16 protein-coding genes and 1 pseudogene are annotated in these 17,516 nt (G+C 65.9%); 10 read left to right on the top strand and 7 right to left on the bottom strand.

The window, feature by feature from the left end; translation table 11 throughout:
* Positions 1-36: 36 nt before the first annotated feature.
* The 4 genes from J2808_RS11105 to pdxA all read right to left on the bottom strand — a co-directional run bounded on the left by J2808_RS11105 (position 37) and on the right by pdxA (position 4,697).
* Positions 37-402 carry a LysE family translocator gene (locus tag J2808_RS11105; RefSeq protein WP_309816018.1) on the bottom strand — a complete coding sequence of 122 codons (366 nt, stop codon included), beginning with the start codon at positions 400-402 and terminating at the stop codon, positions 37-39.
* 60 nt (positions 403-462) lie between these two features.
* Positions 463-1,314: a formate/nitrite transporter family protein gene (locus tag J2808_RS11100; RefSeq protein ID WP_309816015.1), complete on the bottom strand. Its 852-nt coding sequence runs from the start codon at positions 1,312-1,314 to the stop codon at positions 463-465.
* A 124-nt stretch (positions 1,315-1,438) separates the two neighbouring features.
* Complete coding sequence (locus tag J2808_RS11095) at positions 1,439-2,215, bottom strand: DeoR/GlpR family DNA-binding transcription regulator (RefSeq protein WP_309816013.1); 777 nt, start codon at positions 2,213-2,215, stop codon at positions 1,439-1,441.
* Positions 2,216-2,303: 88 nt separating this feature from the next.
* Positions 2,304-4,697, bottom strand: a complete 2,394-nt coding sequence (gene pdxA / locus J2808_RS11090; protein ID WP_309816011.1) for a 4-hydroxythreonine-4-phosphate dehydrogenase PdxA — start codon at positions 4,695-4,697, stop codon at positions 2,304-2,306.
* A gap of 193 nt (positions 4,698-4,890) precedes the next feature.
* On the opposite strand from pdxA, the gene J2808_RS11085 reads away from it, so the two are divergent.
* The 9 genes from J2808_RS11085 (at position 4,891) to J2808_RS11045 (ending at position 13,963) form a co-directional block, all read left to right on the top strand.
* Positions 4,891-6,465: an ABC transporter substrate-binding protein gene (locus tag J2808_RS11085; RefSeq protein WP_309816008.1), complete on the top strand. Its 1,575-nt coding sequence runs from the start codon at positions 4,891-4,893 to the stop codon at positions 6,463-6,465.
* 3 nt (positions 6,466-6,468) lie between these two features.
* Positions 6,469-7,404 carry an ABC transporter permease gene (locus J2808_RS11080; protein ID WP_309816007.1) on the top strand — a complete coding sequence of 312 codons (936 nt, stop codon included), beginning with the start codon at positions 6,469-6,471 and terminating at the stop codon, positions 7,402-7,404.
* Entirely contained in the window at positions 7,401-8,333 is a 933-nt protein-coding gene (locus J2808_RS11075) for an ABC transporter permease (RefSeq protein ID WP_309816002.1), read from the top strand. The genes J2808_RS11080 and J2808_RS11075 overlap by 4 nt, the downstream gene beginning before the upstream one ends.
* 1 nt (position 8,334) lies before the next feature.
* Complete coding sequence (locus tag J2808_RS11070; protein WP_309816000.1) at positions 8,335-9,273, top strand: ABC transporter ATP-binding protein; 939 nt, start codon at positions 8,335-8,337, stop codon at positions 9,271-9,273.
* Entirely contained in the window at positions 9,266-10,099 is an 834-nt protein-coding gene (locus J2808_RS11065; protein WP_309815997.1) for an ATP-binding cassette domain-containing protein, read from the top strand. The genes J2808_RS11070 and J2808_RS11065 overlap by 8 nt, the downstream gene beginning before the upstream one ends.
* A gap of 72 nt (positions 10,100-10,171) precedes the next feature.
* The gene (locus J2808_RS11060; RefSeq protein WP_309815994.1) at positions 10,172-11,161 is read left to right on the top strand and encodes an aldo/keto reductase; all 990 of its coding nucleotides are present in this window, start codon (positions 10,172-10,174) and stop codon (positions 11,159-11,161) included.
* A gap of 85 nt (positions 11,162-11,246) precedes the next feature.
* Positions 11,247-12,035 (top strand): HpcH/HpaI aldolase family protein, encoded by a 789-nt coding sequence (locus J2808_RS11055; protein WP_309815992.1) that lies wholly within the window; start codon positions 11,247-11,249, stop codon positions 12,033-12,035.
* A gap of 3 nt (positions 12,036-12,038) precedes the next feature.
* Positions 12,039-13,286, top strand: a complete 1,248-nt coding sequence (locus J2808_RS11050; protein WP_309815989.1) for a sialidase family protein — start codon at positions 12,039-12,041, stop codon at positions 13,284-13,286.
* Complete coding sequence (locus J2808_RS11045; protein WP_309815986.1) at positions 13,283-13,963, top strand: SDR family NAD(P)-dependent oxidoreductase; 681 nt, start codon at positions 13,283-13,285, stop codon at positions 13,961-13,963. Before J2808_RS11050 ends, J2808_RS11045 begins: the two co-directional genes overlap by 4 nt.
* A gap of 268 nt (positions 13,964-14,231) precedes the next feature.
* On the opposite strand, the pseudogene J2808_RS11040 reads toward J2808_RS11045, so the two are convergent.
* Both J2808_RS11040 and J2808_RS11035 read right to left on the bottom strand, forming a co-directional pair.
* A pseudogene (locus J2808_RS11040) lies at positions 14,232-14,330 on the bottom strand (type II toxin-antitoxin system Phd/YefM family antitoxin); the annotation flags it as partial.
* 9 nt (positions 14,331-14,339) lie between these two features.
* On the bottom strand, positions 14,340-15,134 hold the full coding sequence (locus J2808_RS11035) for an alpha/beta fold hydrolase (RefSeq protein WP_309815982.1): 795 nt from the start codon (positions 15,132-15,134) through the stop codon (positions 14,340-14,342).
* A gap of 238 nt (positions 15,135-15,372) precedes the next feature.
* On the opposite strand from J2808_RS11035, the gene J2808_RS11030 reads away from it, so the two are divergent.
* A complete protein-coding gene (locus tag J2808_RS11030) occupies positions 15,373-15,576 on the top strand; it encodes a cold-shock protein (RefSeq protein WP_024365339.1) in 204 nt (67 codons plus the stop codon).
* 92 nt (positions 15,577-15,668) lie between these two features.
* On the opposite strand, the gene ctaD is transcribed toward J2808_RS11030, so the two are convergent.
* Positions 15,669-17,420 carry an aa3-type cytochrome oxidase subunit I gene (gene ctaD / locus J2808_RS11025; protein ID WP_309815962.1) on the bottom strand — a complete coding sequence of 584 codons (1,752 nt, stop codon included), beginning with the start codon at positions 17,418-17,420 and terminating at the stop codon, positions 15,669-15,671.
* Positions 17,421-17,516 lie beyond the last annotated feature (96 nt).

Raw genomic sequence — 17,516 nt, 5'->3', positions numbered from 1 at the left:
AAGGGTCATTCCCGGCTAACCAGCCACCAGCGGAGACTACAGCGTCTCGGCGAGCGAGCGCTTCAACAGCTCGCGCAGCGCGCTGCGATCCACTCCCGTCAACCGCGCCAGGTAGAGGCAGGCCTTGCTCGTAGGGTGCGTGCCGAGCCAGACCATGTACGCCGCGCCGGCAAGCATCAGTATCCGGTACGCCAGATCGGAGGCGGCCAGAAGTGCGGAGACTCCGACGGCGGCTGCAACTCCCCAGACCATGGCAGTGCAGATTCCCAAGGCCGTCGCGAAAGTGAAACTGCGGGCCTTGGAAATGGATGAGCGGAGAACCAGCGCGGTGTCGATTCCGGGAACGAGTGTAAGGAGTCCGGCAACCACCGCGAACGAAAGCACGGCCTGGGTAATAGTCACCATTCAAGAATAAGAGTGCGAACGGGGCAGCCCGATCTCACAGTCCCACCGAGTGGAAACCTAACCGGGGTGGTGCGCGGCCTCCGGGTCCTCGGGTGCGTCGTCGCGCCGTTCCTTCACCAGCTTGCTGGCGCTCACCAGCCGTAGCGCGGTCACCAGCAGGATCCCGCCAAGCACGTTAAAGACCACCACATAGGAAAACCAGCCGAGCCATTCAAGGTAGTTGATATCAGCGCCCGAGTGGATGGCACCGAAGATCAGCAGCGAGTCCAGGATCGAATGGAAGAGCTGCAGCCCATAGAGCAGGAAGGCGCCAACAACAGCGGCCGCGATCTTGCCGGTCACGCTGTCCGTCCCGTGCTGCATGCGGGTCATTAGCGTGATGGTGCTCCCAGCCAGCACGGCAAGACACACGGATCTCCAGTTAAACCCGGCGTCGAGAAAGTACGTGGCTTCCTTCGCGATGGTGCCGCTCCACTGCGGGAACGCTGTCATAATCAATGCCATGAACAGCCAACCACCCACCAGGTTGGCAATGAGTGTGCCGCCCCAGAGCTTCCCGAGCTGCGCGTAGCTTGCCTCCCGTGCCACGACGGCGGCAATGGGCACCAGGAAGCCTTCCGTGAACAGTTCGCTCTTGGCCAGCAGGAGGGCGATGAGGCCTGCGCTGAACGCCAGTCCCGCGAGAAGGTGGTTCCCGGTCTCATAGAGGACGCCGAGGTAGGCCATGATGCCAACGCCTATTTCAAACCCGCCGAACAGGCCGGTGATGAGGACGTCCCGAAAGGAGCGGTTCAGGCGCTGCGCGCCTTCCTCAACTGTGCGGTCGAAGGATTCCTCCACCTCCTCCTCAACCGGGCCTGCATTGTCGCCCAGTTCCCGCCGCCGTGCATCGCCGTCGGTGTCGCTCATTCGTGTCGCCTATCCTCCTGAAGGTGTGAGGTCATTCTGCCACTTGCCGGCAATCGCCGAAGCGCGTGCACCAGACCGGGCCTATCGGCTGGCATGGTTTTCGACAGGCTCGGTTTCGACAGGCTCAACCACCGTCAACCGTGGCCACCTCAACCTCAACCCCTGCATCCCGGAACTTCTGCACCTGCTCAGGATCGGCGCCGTCGTCCGTTACGAGTGTCCACGGCAGCGCGAGACGCGCCCACGCGTGGAAGGGCCGCAGGCCGAGCTTGGAGGAGTCCGCCAGCACATACACAAGATTGCCGCGCCGCGCCATGAGTTCCTTGAGGCGGGTCTGGGCGTGATCGGCCTCGCAGATGCCGTCCTCGGCGGTGACGGCGTCGGCACCGAGGAACACACGGTCAAAACTCATCCGCTCCAGCGCCGCCTCGGCGAGCGGCCCCACGAAGCTCTGGCTCACGCTCCGGAGCCGGCCGCCCAGGCAGTCCACCTCGATGCCCTCGGACTCGGCGAGCTCCTGCATGGTGTTGATGCCCGGCGTGGTCACTGAAAGTTTTTCGAAGCCGCGCAGTTCGTGGGCCAGGGCACCCACGGTGGAGCCGGCGTCGAGCAGGAGGTTCTCCCCGGGCAGGATCATTGACGCCGCCCAGCGGGCGATGGCGTGCTTCTGCTCGAACGCCTCGCCGGTGCGCTGCCGCAGCGACGCCTCCGGGTGGGCGCCCATGGCCATGGCGCCGCCGTAGGTGCGGGCCAGCCGGCCCTGCCCGTTCAGGAGCGCCAGGTCGCGTCGGATGGTGGAGGCGGTCACCTCGAACCGGGCGGAGAGTTCCTCCACGGAAGCCAGACCGGTGGTGACGGCGAGGTGGTAGATCTCCTCCCGCCTGGCATTTGCCGACAGCATTCCCGGTCTCCTTCCCGTGGGCGTGGTTACCATGCTAGTTCCGGCCGTCAGATCAAGGGGTTTCGACAGGCTCAACCACCGGACAGGCCTACACGGCCACCGCGGGCCGGGTGGCCATCTCCGCCGCCTGGTGCAGGGCTTCGACCATGGACCGCGAATCGGCGATCGCCTTGCCTGCAATGTCGAAGGCCGTGCCGTGGTCCACGGAAGTGCGGATCACCGGCAGGCCAACCGTGATGTTCACGCCGGCCTCGATGCCCAGCACCTTCACCGGGCCGTGCCCCTGGTCGTGGTACATGGCCACCACCAGGTCGTAGTCGCCCCGGCCGGCCAGGAAGAACAGCGTGTCAGCAGGCAGCGGGCCCGTGACGTCGATTCCTGCGGCCTGCGCTGCCTTCACACCGGGTTCGATCTTCTCGGCTTCCTCGCCCTGGCCGAACAGTCCGCCCTCGCCGGCGTGCGGGTTGATGGCGCAGACGCCGATTTTCGGGTTGGCGATGCCGGCCCGGAGCAGGGCCTCATGCCCGCGGCGGATGGTGCGTTCCACCAGGTCCGGGTTGATCTTGCGGACGGCGTCCATCAGCCCAATGTGCGTGGTCACGTGGATGACCTTGATCTTGGGCGTGGAGAGCATCATGGACACTTCCTCCGTCCCGGTCAGCTGAGCCAGCAGCTCGGTGTGGCCGGGGAAGATGTGTCCGGCCGCGTGCAGCGCCTCCTTGTTCAGCGGCGCGGTGCAGATGGCCTGCACCTTTCCGGCCATGGCAAGTTCGCTCGCCACCCGGATGTATTCGTAGGCGGCGTGGCCGGCAACGGGGGAGAGCTTGCCCCAGGCGAGGTCCTCCGGCAGTAGCGCCAGGTCGATCACGTTCACCCGGCCCGGGGTGAACACCGCATCCTCCACGTTCTCGATCTTCTGGACGTCCGCCTTAATGCCCAGGATGTCGGCGGCCTGGCGGAGGCGCAGTGCGTCCCCGATCACCACGGGCCGGCACTCGGCGTTGCTCTGCGGATCCAGCACGGCGGCCACCACCACTTCGGGTCCCACGCCTGCGCCGTCGCCCATGGTGACGGCGACGATGGGGAGGCTCTTCTGGTCGGTGGTGTTTGCTGCTTCGGTGGTCATGTCTGCTCCAGATTGTTCGGAAGTCTTGCTGGGAAGGGTTTTGGCGGGAGCGTCTGCGGACTGGCCGCGGCGCTCCCGGATCTCGTCGTAAAGCTGTACAAGGGCGAGGTCATCGCCGAAGCTGCCGGGCTTGGTGCCCACCAGCGTTCCGTTCTCGGCGCGGCTGAGTACCGCGCCGTGCTGCACGGCAGCGAGCGGCACGAGATTGTGAAGGCCGACGGCGTCCAGGACTTCGCGGGCCGTCTCGCCGCCGGTGAGGATCAGGTCAGTTTTTGTGTCCTTTGCTGCTTCGGCTGCGAAGCCGGAGAGCGCCCGGACGATGCTGGCCGCGTTGGGCGGGTCCACTTTTGCGGCTGCAATGGTGACAGCCACGCTGCTTCCTGCGGCCAAGGCCTGCCAAACCTGGGCCAGTTCGGCGGCATAGGCACCGGCAGTGCCGGCGTAGTCCGGGTTCAGCCGGACCACGGTGAAGCCGCGGGCTTCCAGCTGGGCCAGCTGCTTCTGCGCAGTTGTGGAGGCGGAGCCGACGACGGCGAGAACGGGTTTTGCAGCCAGCTGCGGTTCAGGGCTGGTTGCATCAGTTTCTGCCGGAGATTGCGCAGTTCGCGCAAGTTGTGCGGCGAGACGTTGCGCGAGGACGTCAGCTGTTCCGCCGGTCCCCACCAGTACCACGCGGCGGCCGCCGGCGGTGAAGCCAAGCTCCAGCAGCGCATCCACCACGTGCTGCATGTCCTGGACCGTCTCGCCGTCAGCCACCACGACTGTTGGTTCGGTTGATTCCAGCTTTCCGGCCAGCTTCTCGGCCAGGTTTGCAGTGAGAGAGCCGGACCGGACCTCGGCCAGGCCCAGGGTCTGCACCGAGGCTGGCCTCCCCGGGCTAAGCAGGGAAAAAATGTCGGCCGGCGGGGCGGACAGCTCGGCCTGCCACAGCTCGGTCTGACCCAGCGGAACCCCGGCCGCAAATGGCCTGCCATTCTGCACCGTACGCTGCAGCTGGGGGAGTGCCCCGGCCACAACGGCGTGGAAGCCCAGGCTGGTCAGGGCCGCAACTTCGGTGCGGATGTTCCCGCGCCACAGTGAGTCGATCTTCTTGAAAAGGACCTGCGCGTCGGCGGCACCGGAACCTGAGAATGCTTCGGTTACCTGCGCTTCGGCGGCGGCTTCGGGAAGGCCGCGTGAATGGGTATCGATGACCACAACGTCGGTGACGTGCCCGGGTGAGGAGGCAGCGCCGTCGTGCGTTCCCAGCGCGTCTGTCCCCAGCAGAACCTGCGCAGAGAGGCCGTGCTCCAGAAAGCAGTAGCCAACCTCGGCGGCGCCGGAGAAATCGTCGGCCTGCACAAATACGTGAGCCACTGTGCTCCTCTCCATAGGATCCGTCATGGGCTGTGACCCCGCCGGAAGCGGGATGCTTTCCATCATCATGACATGTCTGCGCGAATCACGCTAGATGGCTTGCGCAATTCGCGCAGAGGTGGCAAAGTGATGGACATAACACGGCGCCAGCCAACCGGCGGGCCGTCATCACCGTTCTACCGAGAGGTCAACGATGACCGTTCTTCCTCAAGGAAGTGAGATTTCCCGGCGCCGCCTCCTGCAGTTTGGCGCCGCGGCCGGGTTCTTGCTTGGCACTGGAAGCCTGGCAGGCTGCGCCGGCCCCACCGGCCTCCCCGGTGCCAGCACCCTGACCCTGGCACTGAACCGTTCACTGGTCAGCCTGGACAACAAGCTCAACCAGTTCGACGCCGCCGTCACCGTCCAGCGGTCCGTCCGCCAGGGCCTCACCGCCATCGGCCCCGAGACCAAGCCCATCCTGGTGCTCGCGGAACGCTTCGAGATGACCGGACCCACCGAATGGACCGTCACGCTCCGTGAAGGCATCCGCTACTCAGACGGCAGCCCCGTCCAGATCGAGGACATCGCCACTGCGCTGAAGATGTACCAGCAGGTGCAGGGCTCCTTCGTGGCCGGCTTCTTCCCCGAATTCCCCCAGGTGGTGCCGGTGGATGACCGCACCTTCAAGATGGTGTCCAAGAAGCCCGTGCCCATCCTCGACTCCCTCATGAGCATGATCCTGATTACCCCCGCGGCGCAGAACAAGCCGGAGGAACTGCAGGAAGGCGTGGGCACCGGCCCGTACGTGGTCACCAAGTTCAACCGCGGCGCCGGCACCTACAGCCTGGAACGCAACAAGAACTACTGGGGCCCGGCACCGCAGGTGGAGAACGTGGAAGTCCGGTTCCTCCCCGAGGAATCCAGCCGCGTCATCGCCCTGCGCAGCGGCGAGGTGGACGTCATCGACTCCATCACGCCCGACTCGCGCGAACAGCTCGCCGGACTTCCCGGCGTCGAACTCCAGGAAGCGTCCAGCCTCCGCCTGAACCAGATCTTCTTCAACTTCCGCAAGCCCGCGGGCCACCCGCTGGCCGATCCCCGCGTCCGCCAGGCCCTCAGCATGGCGATCGACGGCGAGGCGCTGGTCCGCGACGTGCTGGTGGACTCCGTCACCCAGGCCGAAGGCGTCACGCCCTCCAGCCTCACCGGGTACCACAAGACCGGGGTGTACACCTACGATCCGGAGAAAGCGAAGGCCCGGCTCGCGGAGCTCGGCGTCAAGGACCTCACCCTGAAAATCATCTGGGAAACCGGCGAGTTCGCCTCCGACACCTCCGTGATGGAGGCCCTGGTGGAGATGTTCGGCAAGATCGGCGTGAAGGCCGAACTGCAGCAGTTCGAACCCGGCGGCAACATCCTGGCCTGGCGCCAGGGCAAACAGGGGGACTGGGACCTCCTGGGCAACGGCTACCCCAGCCCTACCGGCCTAGCCATCACCATGCTGCAGGGCATGTACTCCGGCACCCCGGAGAAGGAAGCCACCCGCGATACCTACCAGGGCTACGTGATCCCCGAGGTCACCGCCAAGATCCAGGCCGCCTCCGCCGAAGCGGACCCGGCCCGCAGGACCGAACTGCTGAACGACGCACAGCAGGCCGTGTGGGACACCTGGCCCTGCGCCTGGGCGTTCGTCCCCAAGTCCGTCCTCGCCCACCGGGAGCGGGTGTCCGGGATCAACCTGGCACCTACCAACTCCTACCCCCTTGTTGATGTCCGGCTGGAGGCCTAAGCCATGACGAACTACATCCTGAAGCGCCTGGGACAGGGCCTGCTGACCGTGTTCCTGACGGTGTCCACCGTGTTCATCCTCATCCGCATGGCCCCTGGTGATCCTGCCGTCTCCTACGCAGGCCCGCTGGCCAGCAACGAACAGCTCGCCGCGGTGCGGGAGCAGTTCGGCCTGGACAAGCCGGTGCTGGAGCAATACTTGATCTTCCTGCAGCAGCTGTTCACCGGCAACCTGGGCCAGTCCTACTCCTTCCAGGCGCCGGCCATGCAGGTGGTGGCCGAGCGGATGCCGTACACACTGACCCTCGCCACAGCGGCCATCCTGCTCACCGCCGTAGTAGCCATCCCGCTGGGCGTCTGGATGTCCCGCCGCCCGGACACCGGCAAGGAACTCGGTGTCAACGTGCTGACCATCGCCGGCCAGTCCATGCCCGATTTCTGGACCGGCATCATGCTCCTCACCGGTTTCGCCGTCCTGATCCCGATCTTCCCGGCTTCCGGTTTCGCCACCTGGGGCGGCCTGGTCCTGCCCACCATCACCATCGCCATCCTGCAGATCGCCCTGATCTCCCGGATGGTCCGGCGGGAAATGACCGCCAACTTCGCAGCCCCCTACCTGACGGTGGCCCGCTCCCGCGGCGTCAAGAACTCGGTGCTGACCTGGCGCTACGCCATGGGCAACTCGGCCATCCCGGTGTTCACCGCCCTCGGCACCCGCTTCGCCGCCATGCTCAACGGCGTGGTGGTGGTGGAAGTGGTGTTCGCCTGGCCGGGCGTCGGCTCCCTGATTGTGCGGGCCCTCGAAACCCGCGACTACCCCCTCATCCAGGCAACGGTCCTCCTCACAGCCCTTCTCGCCGTGGCGGTCCAGCTGGTCATCGACCTCGCCTACCCGCTTCTTGATCCCCGCGTTCGTCTTGGAAAGGCGGCAACAGCATGAGCCTCGACACCGCAAGCCCCGCCGGAGCACCGGCCGGGCAACCGGCCCGGCAGCCCAGCCCCAGCGCCGTCACCAAGGCGGACATCGCCGCTGCAGGTGCCACCCGCCGTCGTAATGCCGCCAAATGGAAGCTGGTGGTGGGCGCCGTCTGCACCCTGCTGGTGATCATCCCCATCGTCCTGGCCCAGGTGCTGCCGCTGCCGGACGCCAACTTCCAGGACCTCGCCGCCCGGCGCCTGCCGCCGTTCACGGACGGGCACCTGTTCGGCACCGACCAGCTGGGCCGCGACCTCCTTTCCCGCGTCCTGCACGGCGGCCAGGTCTCGCTGACCATCGGCCTGCTGGCGGTGCTGGTTTCCGGCGCCATCGGCATCATCCTCGGCGCGGCCGCCGGCTACTTCGGCGGCTGGGTGGACACCATCGTTTCCCGCCTCCTCGAGGCCCAGATGTCCCTGCCGCTGCTCATGATGCTGCTGCTGGTGGTGGCCCTGTTCGGTCCGTCCATCCCGGTGATCACCTTTGTGATCGCCATCGCCCAATGGCCCGAAGTGGCCCGCCTGACCCGCTCCATGGTGCTGGTGGAACGCGAAAAGCCGTACGTCTCCGCAGCCCGGATCCTGGGCCTGCACCGCATCCAGATCCTCATCCAGCACATCATCCCCAACGTCATCAAGCAGGCCACCCTGGTAGTCCTGCTCCTGCTGGCCCAGGCCGTGCTCCTCGAATCGGCGCTCAGCTTCCTCGGCGCCGGGCCGCAGCGTCCCTTCGCCACCTGGGGCCGCATCATCTCAGACGGCCAGGACTACATCACCACCTCCTGGTGGATGGTCACCCTGCCCGGCCTGGTCATCGTCCTTATGGTGGTGGGCGTGAACCTCCTGGGCGACGGCCTGCGCGACCGTCCCCGCCGCAAGAAGAAGGGTGCCTGACATGACTGCACAACCCGCAGCTACTTCCCGGCCGCTCCTGGAGGTCCGTGACTTCCAGGTGGAGCTGATCACCGACGCCGGCATTATCCGCGCCGTGGATTCCGTCAGTTTCAGCATCCACCGGGGAGAGACGGTCACCATCATCGGTGAGTCCGGTTCCGGCAAATCGACGACGGCGATGGGCATCTTGCGGCTCCTCCCCGAAGATCTGGCGGTGCTCTCCGGAACCGTGCTGATCGACGGCGTCGACGTCACCGCCGACCCCAAGGCCATCAACAAGGTCCGCGGCAAGACCCTGGCCCTGATCCCGCAGGATCCCATGACGGCGCTCAGCCCGGTCCACTCGATCGGGAACCAGCTCTTCGAGGCCATCCGGATCGCCGGCGCCGCCTCGGCCAAGGACAAGGACGCCGTCCGGGCCCGCGCCATCCGGCTGCTCGAACAGGTACACATCCCCACCCCGGACGTGCAGCTGAAGAAGTACCCGCACCAGCTCTCCGGCGGCATGCTGCAGCGTGTGTTGATCGCCATCGCTTTGGCCAGTGAGCCGCAGCTGCTGGTGGCGGACGAGCCGACATCGGCCCTGGACGTCACCGTGCAGGGCGGCATCCTGGACCTGCTGCTGGAACTGCAGGAACAGCGCGGTATCGGCATCCTGATGATCACCCACGACCTCGGCGTGGCCCGGCTCATCTCGGACCGCATCCACGTGATGAAGGACGGCTCGTTTGTTGAGTCCGGCGAGGTCCAGCAGATCGTGGACAACCCCGCCACCGAGTACACCCGGGCCCTGCTGGCCGCCGTGCCCGTGCTGGGGCCGTGGGACGAAACCCCCGCTCCCTCCCGCGGCGCCCACGCCGCCCCGCCCGCCGCTACTTCAGCGACGGACCCAGCCACGACCAACCCCACCCTGACCCAGACCGGAGCAAGCCATGAGTAAGCCGTTCCTCGCCGTCGAGAACCTGGTGGTCGACTACCACGTCAAGGGCGGCACGTTCCGCGCCGTGGATGATGTGAGCTTCACCGTGGACAAGGGCAAGACGATCGCCGTCGTGGGTGAATCCGGCTGCGGCAAGTCCACCATCGCCAAGGCGCTCATGCGCCTGGTGACGCCCACCAGCGGGCGCATCGATCTGGACGGCACGGACCTGGCCGCTCTGAGCGAGTCCCAGCTGCGGCCGCTGCGCTCCAAGTTCCAGATGGTCTTCCAGGACCCGTACGGTTCCCTGGACCCGCACATGACGGCGCAGGAAATCGTGGCCGAGCCGCTGAAGCTGCAGGGCGTCCGGTCCAAGGCGGAACGGCACAAGGCGGCCGCCAAGCTGATCGACCAGGTGGGCCTGCCGGTCCGGTCCCTGGACAAGCACCCGGCCGAGTTCTCCGGCGGCCAGCGCCAGCGGATCGGGATTGCCCGGGCGCTCGCGTCCAAGCCCGAACTGCTGGTCTGCGATGAGGCCACCAGCGCCCTGGATGTCTCCGTCCAGGCCCAGGTGCTGCGGCTGCTGAAGTCCATCCAGGACGAAACGGGCATCACGTATGTGTTCATCTCGCACAACCTTGGTGTGGTGCAGGAAATCAGCGATAGCGTCATGGTCATGCAGCGCGGCAAGCTGGTTGAACACGGCACCACCGCGTCCGTCCTGACCGCCCCCAAGGAGGACTACACCCGTAAACTCCGCCGCGCCGCGCTGGACCCCGCCACCATGGTTGGCCTCAAGCCGCGGCACCTGGTCCGCTCCCTGGCGCTGTCCGGGCAATCAAGCTGAGCACAGGCACGCTGAGCCCGCTGACCGGCATCGCCACCCTTACTTACACACGCAACCACGAGGAATCAACGCATGAGCAAGCAGCCCGAAGGCACCCAGGTGGACGGCCTCAAACTTCCCATCTCCCGGCTGGTCCTGGGGACCATGACGTTCGGCGACACCGTTGACGAAGCCACCGCGGGGCGGATGGTGGAGGAAGCGCTCGACGCCGGCATCACCACCATCGACACCGCCAACGCCTACGTCGGGGGTGCCACCGAGGACATGCTGTCCCGCCTCCTGAAGGAACGCCGCGGTGACATCATCCTGGCTTCCAAGGCGGGCATGCCGCACGCGGACCACGGCGATAACTCCCCGCTGTCTCCGGCCGGACTGCGCAACAGCGTGGAGGGCAGCCTTCGCCGGCTCGGCGTGGACAGCATCGACCTGTTCTACCTGCACCAGCCGGACCGCGTCACCCCGCTGCACGAAACCCTGCGTACCGTGGCCGAGCTTGTGGCCGAAGGGAAGATCGGCGCCCTGGGCGTGTCCAACTTCGCGGCCTGGCAGATCGCCGATGTCATCCACGTGGCCCGCGAAGTGGGGGCGCCGCAGCCCGTCGTCGCACAGCAGCTCTACAACCTGGTGGCGCGCCGGCTGGAGGAGGAATACCTCGAATTCGCCGCCACCCACAAGGTCCACACCATGGTCTACAACCCCCTGGGCGGCGGGCTGCTCACCGGCAAGCACAGCTTCGATGCCAAGCCCACCGAGGGCCGCTATGGCGATTCCAAACTGGCCGCCATGTACACCCAGCGGTACTGGGACCGGCAGCTGTTCGACGCCATCGGGGAACTCTCCCGCATCGCGGAGGGCGCCGGCGTCACGCTGGCCGAACTCTCGCTGCGCTGGCTGGCCTACCGGGACGGCGTGGGCTCCATGCTGCTGGGCGGCTCCAAGGTGGAACAACTCCGCGCCAACATCGCCGCCGTGGCCAACGGGCCGCTGCCCGCCGACGTCGTGGAAGCCTGCGACGCTGTGGGAACCGGGCTCCGCGGCCCGATGCCTGCCTACAACCGCTGAGGCTTCCCGCACACCGCCGGCTCCGCCACACCGCCCCGGCCCCACCGCTAATCCGAACACCCCGACCTGAAGGTAGAAGATCCACATGACATCCGAACTGGCCCTCGAATTCGCCCGCAAGATCCGCGCCCGTGAGCAGGCAGTGGGCTACTGGGCGGTCCTGGACGCGCCCGTGGCCACCGAACGCATCGGGCGGCTCGGCTACGACTACGTGGCGCTCGACGCGCAGCACGGCCTGCTCGGCTACTCGGGCGTCCTGAACGGGCTGATGGCCATCGACGCCGGGCACACCGCCGTCGGCATGGTCCGGGTGGAGGACAACAACCTGACGGCCATCGGCAAGGCCCTGGACGCGGGCGCCGTGGGCGTCATCGTTCCGCTGGTGAACACCGCGGCTGACGCCGCAGCCGCCGTGGCCGCCGCGAAGTACCCGCCCATGGGCGGCCGCTCCTACGGGCCGATGCGCTCCGCACTGCGGATCGGACCGGTCCCGGCCGAAGCCAACGCCACCACCCTGGTGTTCGCCATGATCGAGACGCCGGACGGCCTGGCCAACGTCAAGGAAATCTGCGCCACCCCTGGCCTGGACGGCATCTACGTGGGCCCGTCGGACCTGGCCATCGCCGTGGGCGGGGCATTCCCCGGGGACCCCGCCATCGAAACGGAATTCAACGCCGCGCTGAAGACTGTCGCCGAGGCCGCCGCCTCCGCAGGCATCGCCGCCGGCATCCACACGCCTGCCGGTGAGGTGGCCGCACTCCGGCTGAGCCAGGGCTACACGTTCACCACCATCGCCTCGGACCTCACGCACCTTGAACAGATCGCCAAGGCCCACCTCGCCGCCGCCACGGCCGCCGTTACCACCAAGGACTGAACCATGCCGAACACCACCAAGAATGCCTACAGCAACATCACCCCGGACGGGACCGTGAAGCGGGCGGATGGCGCGGACTTCGCCTACCTTCCGGCGCCCACCGTGCAGAGCCACGCCGCCAACCTGCTCACCCTGCCGGACGGACGGCTGGGCTGCGTCTGGTTCGGCGGCACCCAGGAAGGCGTGCCGGACATCTCCATCTGGTTCTCCACCCTCGACGCCGGCAGCAGCCAGTGGTCCGCACCCGAACAGCTCTCCGATGACTCCACCCGCTCGGAGCAGAACCCCATCCTGTTCACCGCCCCCGACACCTCACTCTGGCTCCTGTACACCGCGCAGAAGGCAGGCAACCAGGACACCGCCGAGGTCCGCCGTCGTACTTCCACGGACAGCGGCCGCACCTGGGGGCCGGTGGAAACACTGTTCGCGGCCAACGAGACGGGCGGCGTGTTCGTGCGCCAGCTCCCGGTTGTCCTGCCGTCCGGCCGCCTGATCGTCCCGATCTTCCGGTGCATCACCACCCCCGGTGAGAAGTGGGTGGGCAACAGCGACGACAGCGCCGTGATGATCTCCGACGACGCCGGCGCCACGTGGACCGAAACCGTCCTGCCGGGCAGCCTCGGCTGTGTCCACATGAACATCCAGCCCGTGGCCGACGGATCCCTGCTGGCCCTGTTCCGCAGCCGCTGGGCCGACTCGATTTACGAGTCCCGCTCCACCGACGACGGCACCACCTGGAGCGAGCCCGTCCCCACCGAGCTGCCCAACAACAACTCCTCCATCCAGTTCACCGCGCTCGCCGACGGCCGCTTGGCGCTGGTCTACAACCACAGCCGGGCAGAGGAGAACACCGAGCGCCGCCTCTCCCTCTATGACGAGATCGACGACGACGGCCTGGCCGAGGAGCAGGGCCAGCTCGCCGAGCCCGTTCCCGGCGCAGCCGTTTCCACCGAGGGCGCGCCCCGCGGTGCCTTTTGGGGCACCCCGCGGTCACCCATGACGCTGGCCATCTCCGAGGACTCCGGCCGCACATGGCCCATCCGCCGCAACTTGGATGTGGGGGATGGGTACTGCCTGTCCAACAACTCCCGCGACGGGCTCAACCGTGAATACTCCTACCCGTCCATCCACCAGGGCCCGGACGGCGCCCTGAACATCGCGTACACGTACTTCCGGCAGGCCATCAAGTTTGTCCGGGTGGACCCGCAGTGGGCGTACGACGGCACCACCACGCCCGGCGGGGACGCATGACCGGACCGAAGCACGCCATAGTCACCGGCACGAGCTCGGGAATCGGCCAGGCGATAGCTGAACGCTTACTCGCCGACGGGTGGCGGGTGACCGGCCTGAGCCGCACCGAGTCCTCCATGGGGGAGAACTTCCAGTGGCAGCAGGCCGATCTCTCGAAGCCGGAATCGCTGGCCAGCGTGGTGGAGGCCATTGGGCCGGCGGACGCTTTGGTCCATGCCGCCGGATTCCAGCGGACGGCGCTGCTGGGCAGCCTCGACCCTTCGGCCTTGGCCGGGATGTTCACCGTCCACGTGGCTGCCGCAAGCGCGCTCGCCAACGCCATGCTGCCGGCAATGCCCGACGGCGGCCGGATCCTGCTCATCGGCAGCCGCACCTCAACGGGGTCGCCGGGCAAGAGCCAGTACGCCGCCACGAAGGCTGCCTTGATGGGGCTCGGCCGGACCTGGGCGCAGGAGTTGGCGCCGCGGGGGATTACGGTCAACGTGCTCTCCCCGGGTCCGACCGACACTCCGATGCTGAACGATCCCGGCCGTGCAGCCACTCCGGTGCGCGTGCCGGCCCTTGGCGCCCTGGTGGACCCGGCCGACGTCGCCGCCCTCGCCGCGTTCCTGCTGGGCCCGCACGGCAAATCCATCACCGGCCAGAACTACGTCATCTGCGGAGGCGCCTCCCTCTAACCCTTCCCGGATGCTCTCGCACCCCGAAGTGCTCGTCAGTCTGGACAAAAGCTCTAGGGGGAGAGGACGTTGAGGCCGGCTTCTACGGCGGCGGCCACCAGCTCGGCGTCGTACGCCACCATGACATCGCACTGCAACCGTATGGCGGCGGCCAAATGAATGGCATCCGCGGCAGTGATAGGAAGTCGACAGGCCCTTTGACGGCTCGCCGCACCTGGCCCGCCAGAAGCAGCCGCTCGAACGGTGATGCCGAGGGCGGGATGAGCGTCGCGGCCACTTCGCCGTTATTTGTCACGTCGATGGTCTCGCCGTTCTTGACGCGCTCCAGGATTTTGCTGCTCTGATTGCGCAGTTCGCGGTGCGGAATTCGACCGGCTCAACCACCGGGCAGGGTTTCGGCAGGCTGAACCACTTGGCTTTCGGCTTGCTCCCAATGGCGCCGGAGCATCTCGGCAAGCCGCGCGGGTTCGATCCGGTGTGGCGGGTCAAAATGGTGGAGCTTGGGGAATACCTCCAGATGGAAGTCCGGGAAGAAGACCCGGGACAGCCGGGTGGCAATGTCGCCGTAGTCATCGGGATTGCTCAGGCCGCCCAGGGCGAAGAAGACGGGCTGGCTGAAAGCAGCCAAGAGCGCCCTCTCCAGGTCATAGGTCCTGAAGGCCCGCAGGAACGCCCTGATGCCAGCAGGCCGGTTGGCCATCCACGAAGGGAGGGGATCCGGCGGCGGCGGAATGACGACGTCGGACTTTACTCCCAGCCTCGCGAAGGCGGGGAGGAACTGCTCCGGCGGGAGTGTTTCCAGCTGGTCGTACTTCTTCCGGACCTCAGCGTAGGCAGGGCTCCAGTCCCAGTTGCCGGCCCAGGCGGGCTCCAGCAGCGCCAGGCTGAGCAGCCTGTCGGGGTGTTTGGCGGCGAAGGCCAGCGCTGCAGCGCCGCCACCTGAGTAGCCCGTCAAATGGAACTTGTGCCATCCCCGGGCATCGGCTTCGCGCAGCACGCCGTCGATCTCTGTGTCCAGGCTCCAGTCCGCCGGCAACTCATTGTCCGCGTAGAGCTCGAGATCCTTGGCGACTGCCTGGACCTCTGGCCCGAGGGCTGCGATGAGGTCGCCGTATGCGGCCTGGGCGGGGAGGCCGGCCCCCGGTAGAAGGATGGCCCGAATCGGTCCCATGGGAGAACGCTACGCCTGGGCGTCTGCAGGCTCAACCACCGGGTGGTGGCGCCGGTTGGTAAATGGTCTCCGGAATCTCCTGTACAGTTGATTTTGTTGTTGTGTTTATGCAGTTGGTAGTTCAGGCAGTACGCGCGGTCGAAAGTCCGCGTCTTTCTGAAGTAGCGGTTTTGAACACCCCACACCGGAGGACCCGAAAGTCGGGACTTTTCCTCCACCTTCACGAAGGACAAAAATAATGGCTACTGGTACCGTCAAATGGTTTAACGCTGAAAAGGGCTTCGGCTTCATTTCCCCCGATGACTCCTCACAGGACGTTTTCGCTCACTACTCCGCGATCGCCTCTTCCGGCTTCCGCTCACTCGAAGAGAACCAGAAGGTTTCCTTCGAAACCGAGCAGGGCCCCAAGGGTCCCCAGGCCGTCAACATCCAGGCACTCTAATTCTTTAGAGATTCTGGGGCCTTAGGGTTTCATTTTCAAAAGCAGGGCCGGTCTTCTGACCGGCCCTGCTTTTTTGTTAATCAGTATCCGAATTACTCATCCGGGTTTGGACTCCGCACGTCCTCTTCGCCGATATCAGCGGCACCCAGGGCAGCCGCAGCAACACTGTGCGTGGTTTCGTGCGCGCGGACGGCAAGCTCCGGGTGGTGGAGGTCCAAGGCGGGACGCTCTGATCGTATCCGGGGGAGCGAGGTGAAGTTGTGCCGCGGCGGCGGGCAGGACGTGGCCCATTCGAGTGAGGCGCCGAAGCCCCAGGGATCGTCGACCTCCACCTTTTCCCCACGACGCCACGTGAGGTACACATTCCACAAGAACGGAATCATGGAGGCGCCCAAAAGCATGGCGGAAATGGTGGAGAACTGGTTCATCCAGGTGAAGTTGTCCTCCACCAGGTAGTCGGCGTACCGGCGGGGCATGCCCATGACGCCGAGCCAGTGCTGGATGAGGAACGTTCCGTGGAAGCCCAGGAACAGCATCCAGAAGTGGATCTTGCCCAGGCGTTCATTGAGCATCTTGCCCGTGAACTTAGGCCACCAGAAATAGAAGCCCGCGAACATCGCGAACACCACGGTGCCGAACACCACGTAGTGGAAGTGCGCCACCACGAAGTACGAGTCGGAGACGTGGAAGTCCAGCGGCGGGGAGGCCAGGATGATGCCGGTCAGCCCGCCGAAGAGGAACGTGACCAGGAAGCCGATGCTCCACAACATAGGGGTCTCAAACGTCAGCGAACCGCGCCACATGGTGCCGATCCAGTTGAAGAACTTCACGCCGGTGGGCACCGCAATGAGCATGGTCATAAACGCGAAGAACGGCAGCAGCACCGAACCGGTGACGTACATGTGGTGGGCCCACACGGTCATGGACAGTGCGGCGATGGCGATGGTTGCGTAGACCAGGCCCTTGTAGCCGAAGATCGGCTTGCGGCTGAAGACCGGGAAGATCTCCGAGACGATGCCGAAGAACGGCAGCGCAATAATGTAGACCTCGGGGTGGCCGAAGAACCAGAACAGATGCTGGTACAGAATTGGACCGCCGTTTTCGGGATCGTAAATATGTGCGCCGAACCGTCGGTCCGCTCCTATGGCGAAGAATGCTGCAGCCAGCGGCGGGAACGCCATAATCACCAGGATTGACGTGACCAGTGCGTTCCAGGTGAAGATGGGCATTCGCCACATGGTCAGGCCGGGTGCCCGCATGCAGATAATGGTGGTGATGAAGTTGACGGCACCGAGGATGGTGCCGAAACCGGAGAGAATCAGGCCGAAGACCCACAAGTCACCGCCGACGCCCGGGCTGAATGTGGTGTTGTTCAACGGCGCGTAGGCGAACCAGCCGAACGACGCCGCTCCCTGGGGCGTGATGAAGCCTGACATTGCAATGGTGGAACCGAAAAGGAAGAACCAGAAGGCCAGTGCGTTGAGCCTCGGGAAAGCCACGTCGGGGGCGCCGATCTGCAGGGGCATGATCACGTTGGTGAAGCCCGCAAAAAGCGGCGTGGCGAACATCAGCAGCATCGCGATGCCGTGCATGGTGAACATTTGGTTGTACTGCTCTTTGGTCTGCAGGATCTGCATGCCGGGCTCGAACAGTTCGGCGCGGATCAGCAGCGCCATCACCCCCGCCAGGCAGAAGAACACAAACGACGCGATCAGGTACATATACCCGATGATCTTGTGGTCGGTGGAGGTGATCCATCTGACCACCATGTTCCCTTTGCGCCGCGGTACTACAGGGGCGGCGTTTGCGTCGATCCCGATTCGTGAATCTCCGGTGATGGCCATTTTCCACCTCACAGATATGTCTGCACGACACCAATGAGCCCTTTGGATGAGCCCTTAATGGCAGGCTACTCCTGGATCGCTGCCTCCGGGAAGAGA

The sequence above is a fragment of the Pseudarthrobacter sulfonivorans genome (genome assembly GCF_031454915.1).
Lineage (GTDB): Bacteria > Actinomycetota > Actinomycetes > Actinomycetales > Micrococcaceae > Arthrobacter > Arthrobacter sulfonivorans_C.
The sequence above is the reverse complement of the archived record's forward strand: the minus strand, read 5'-3'. Positions and strand labels throughout refer to the sequence as shown.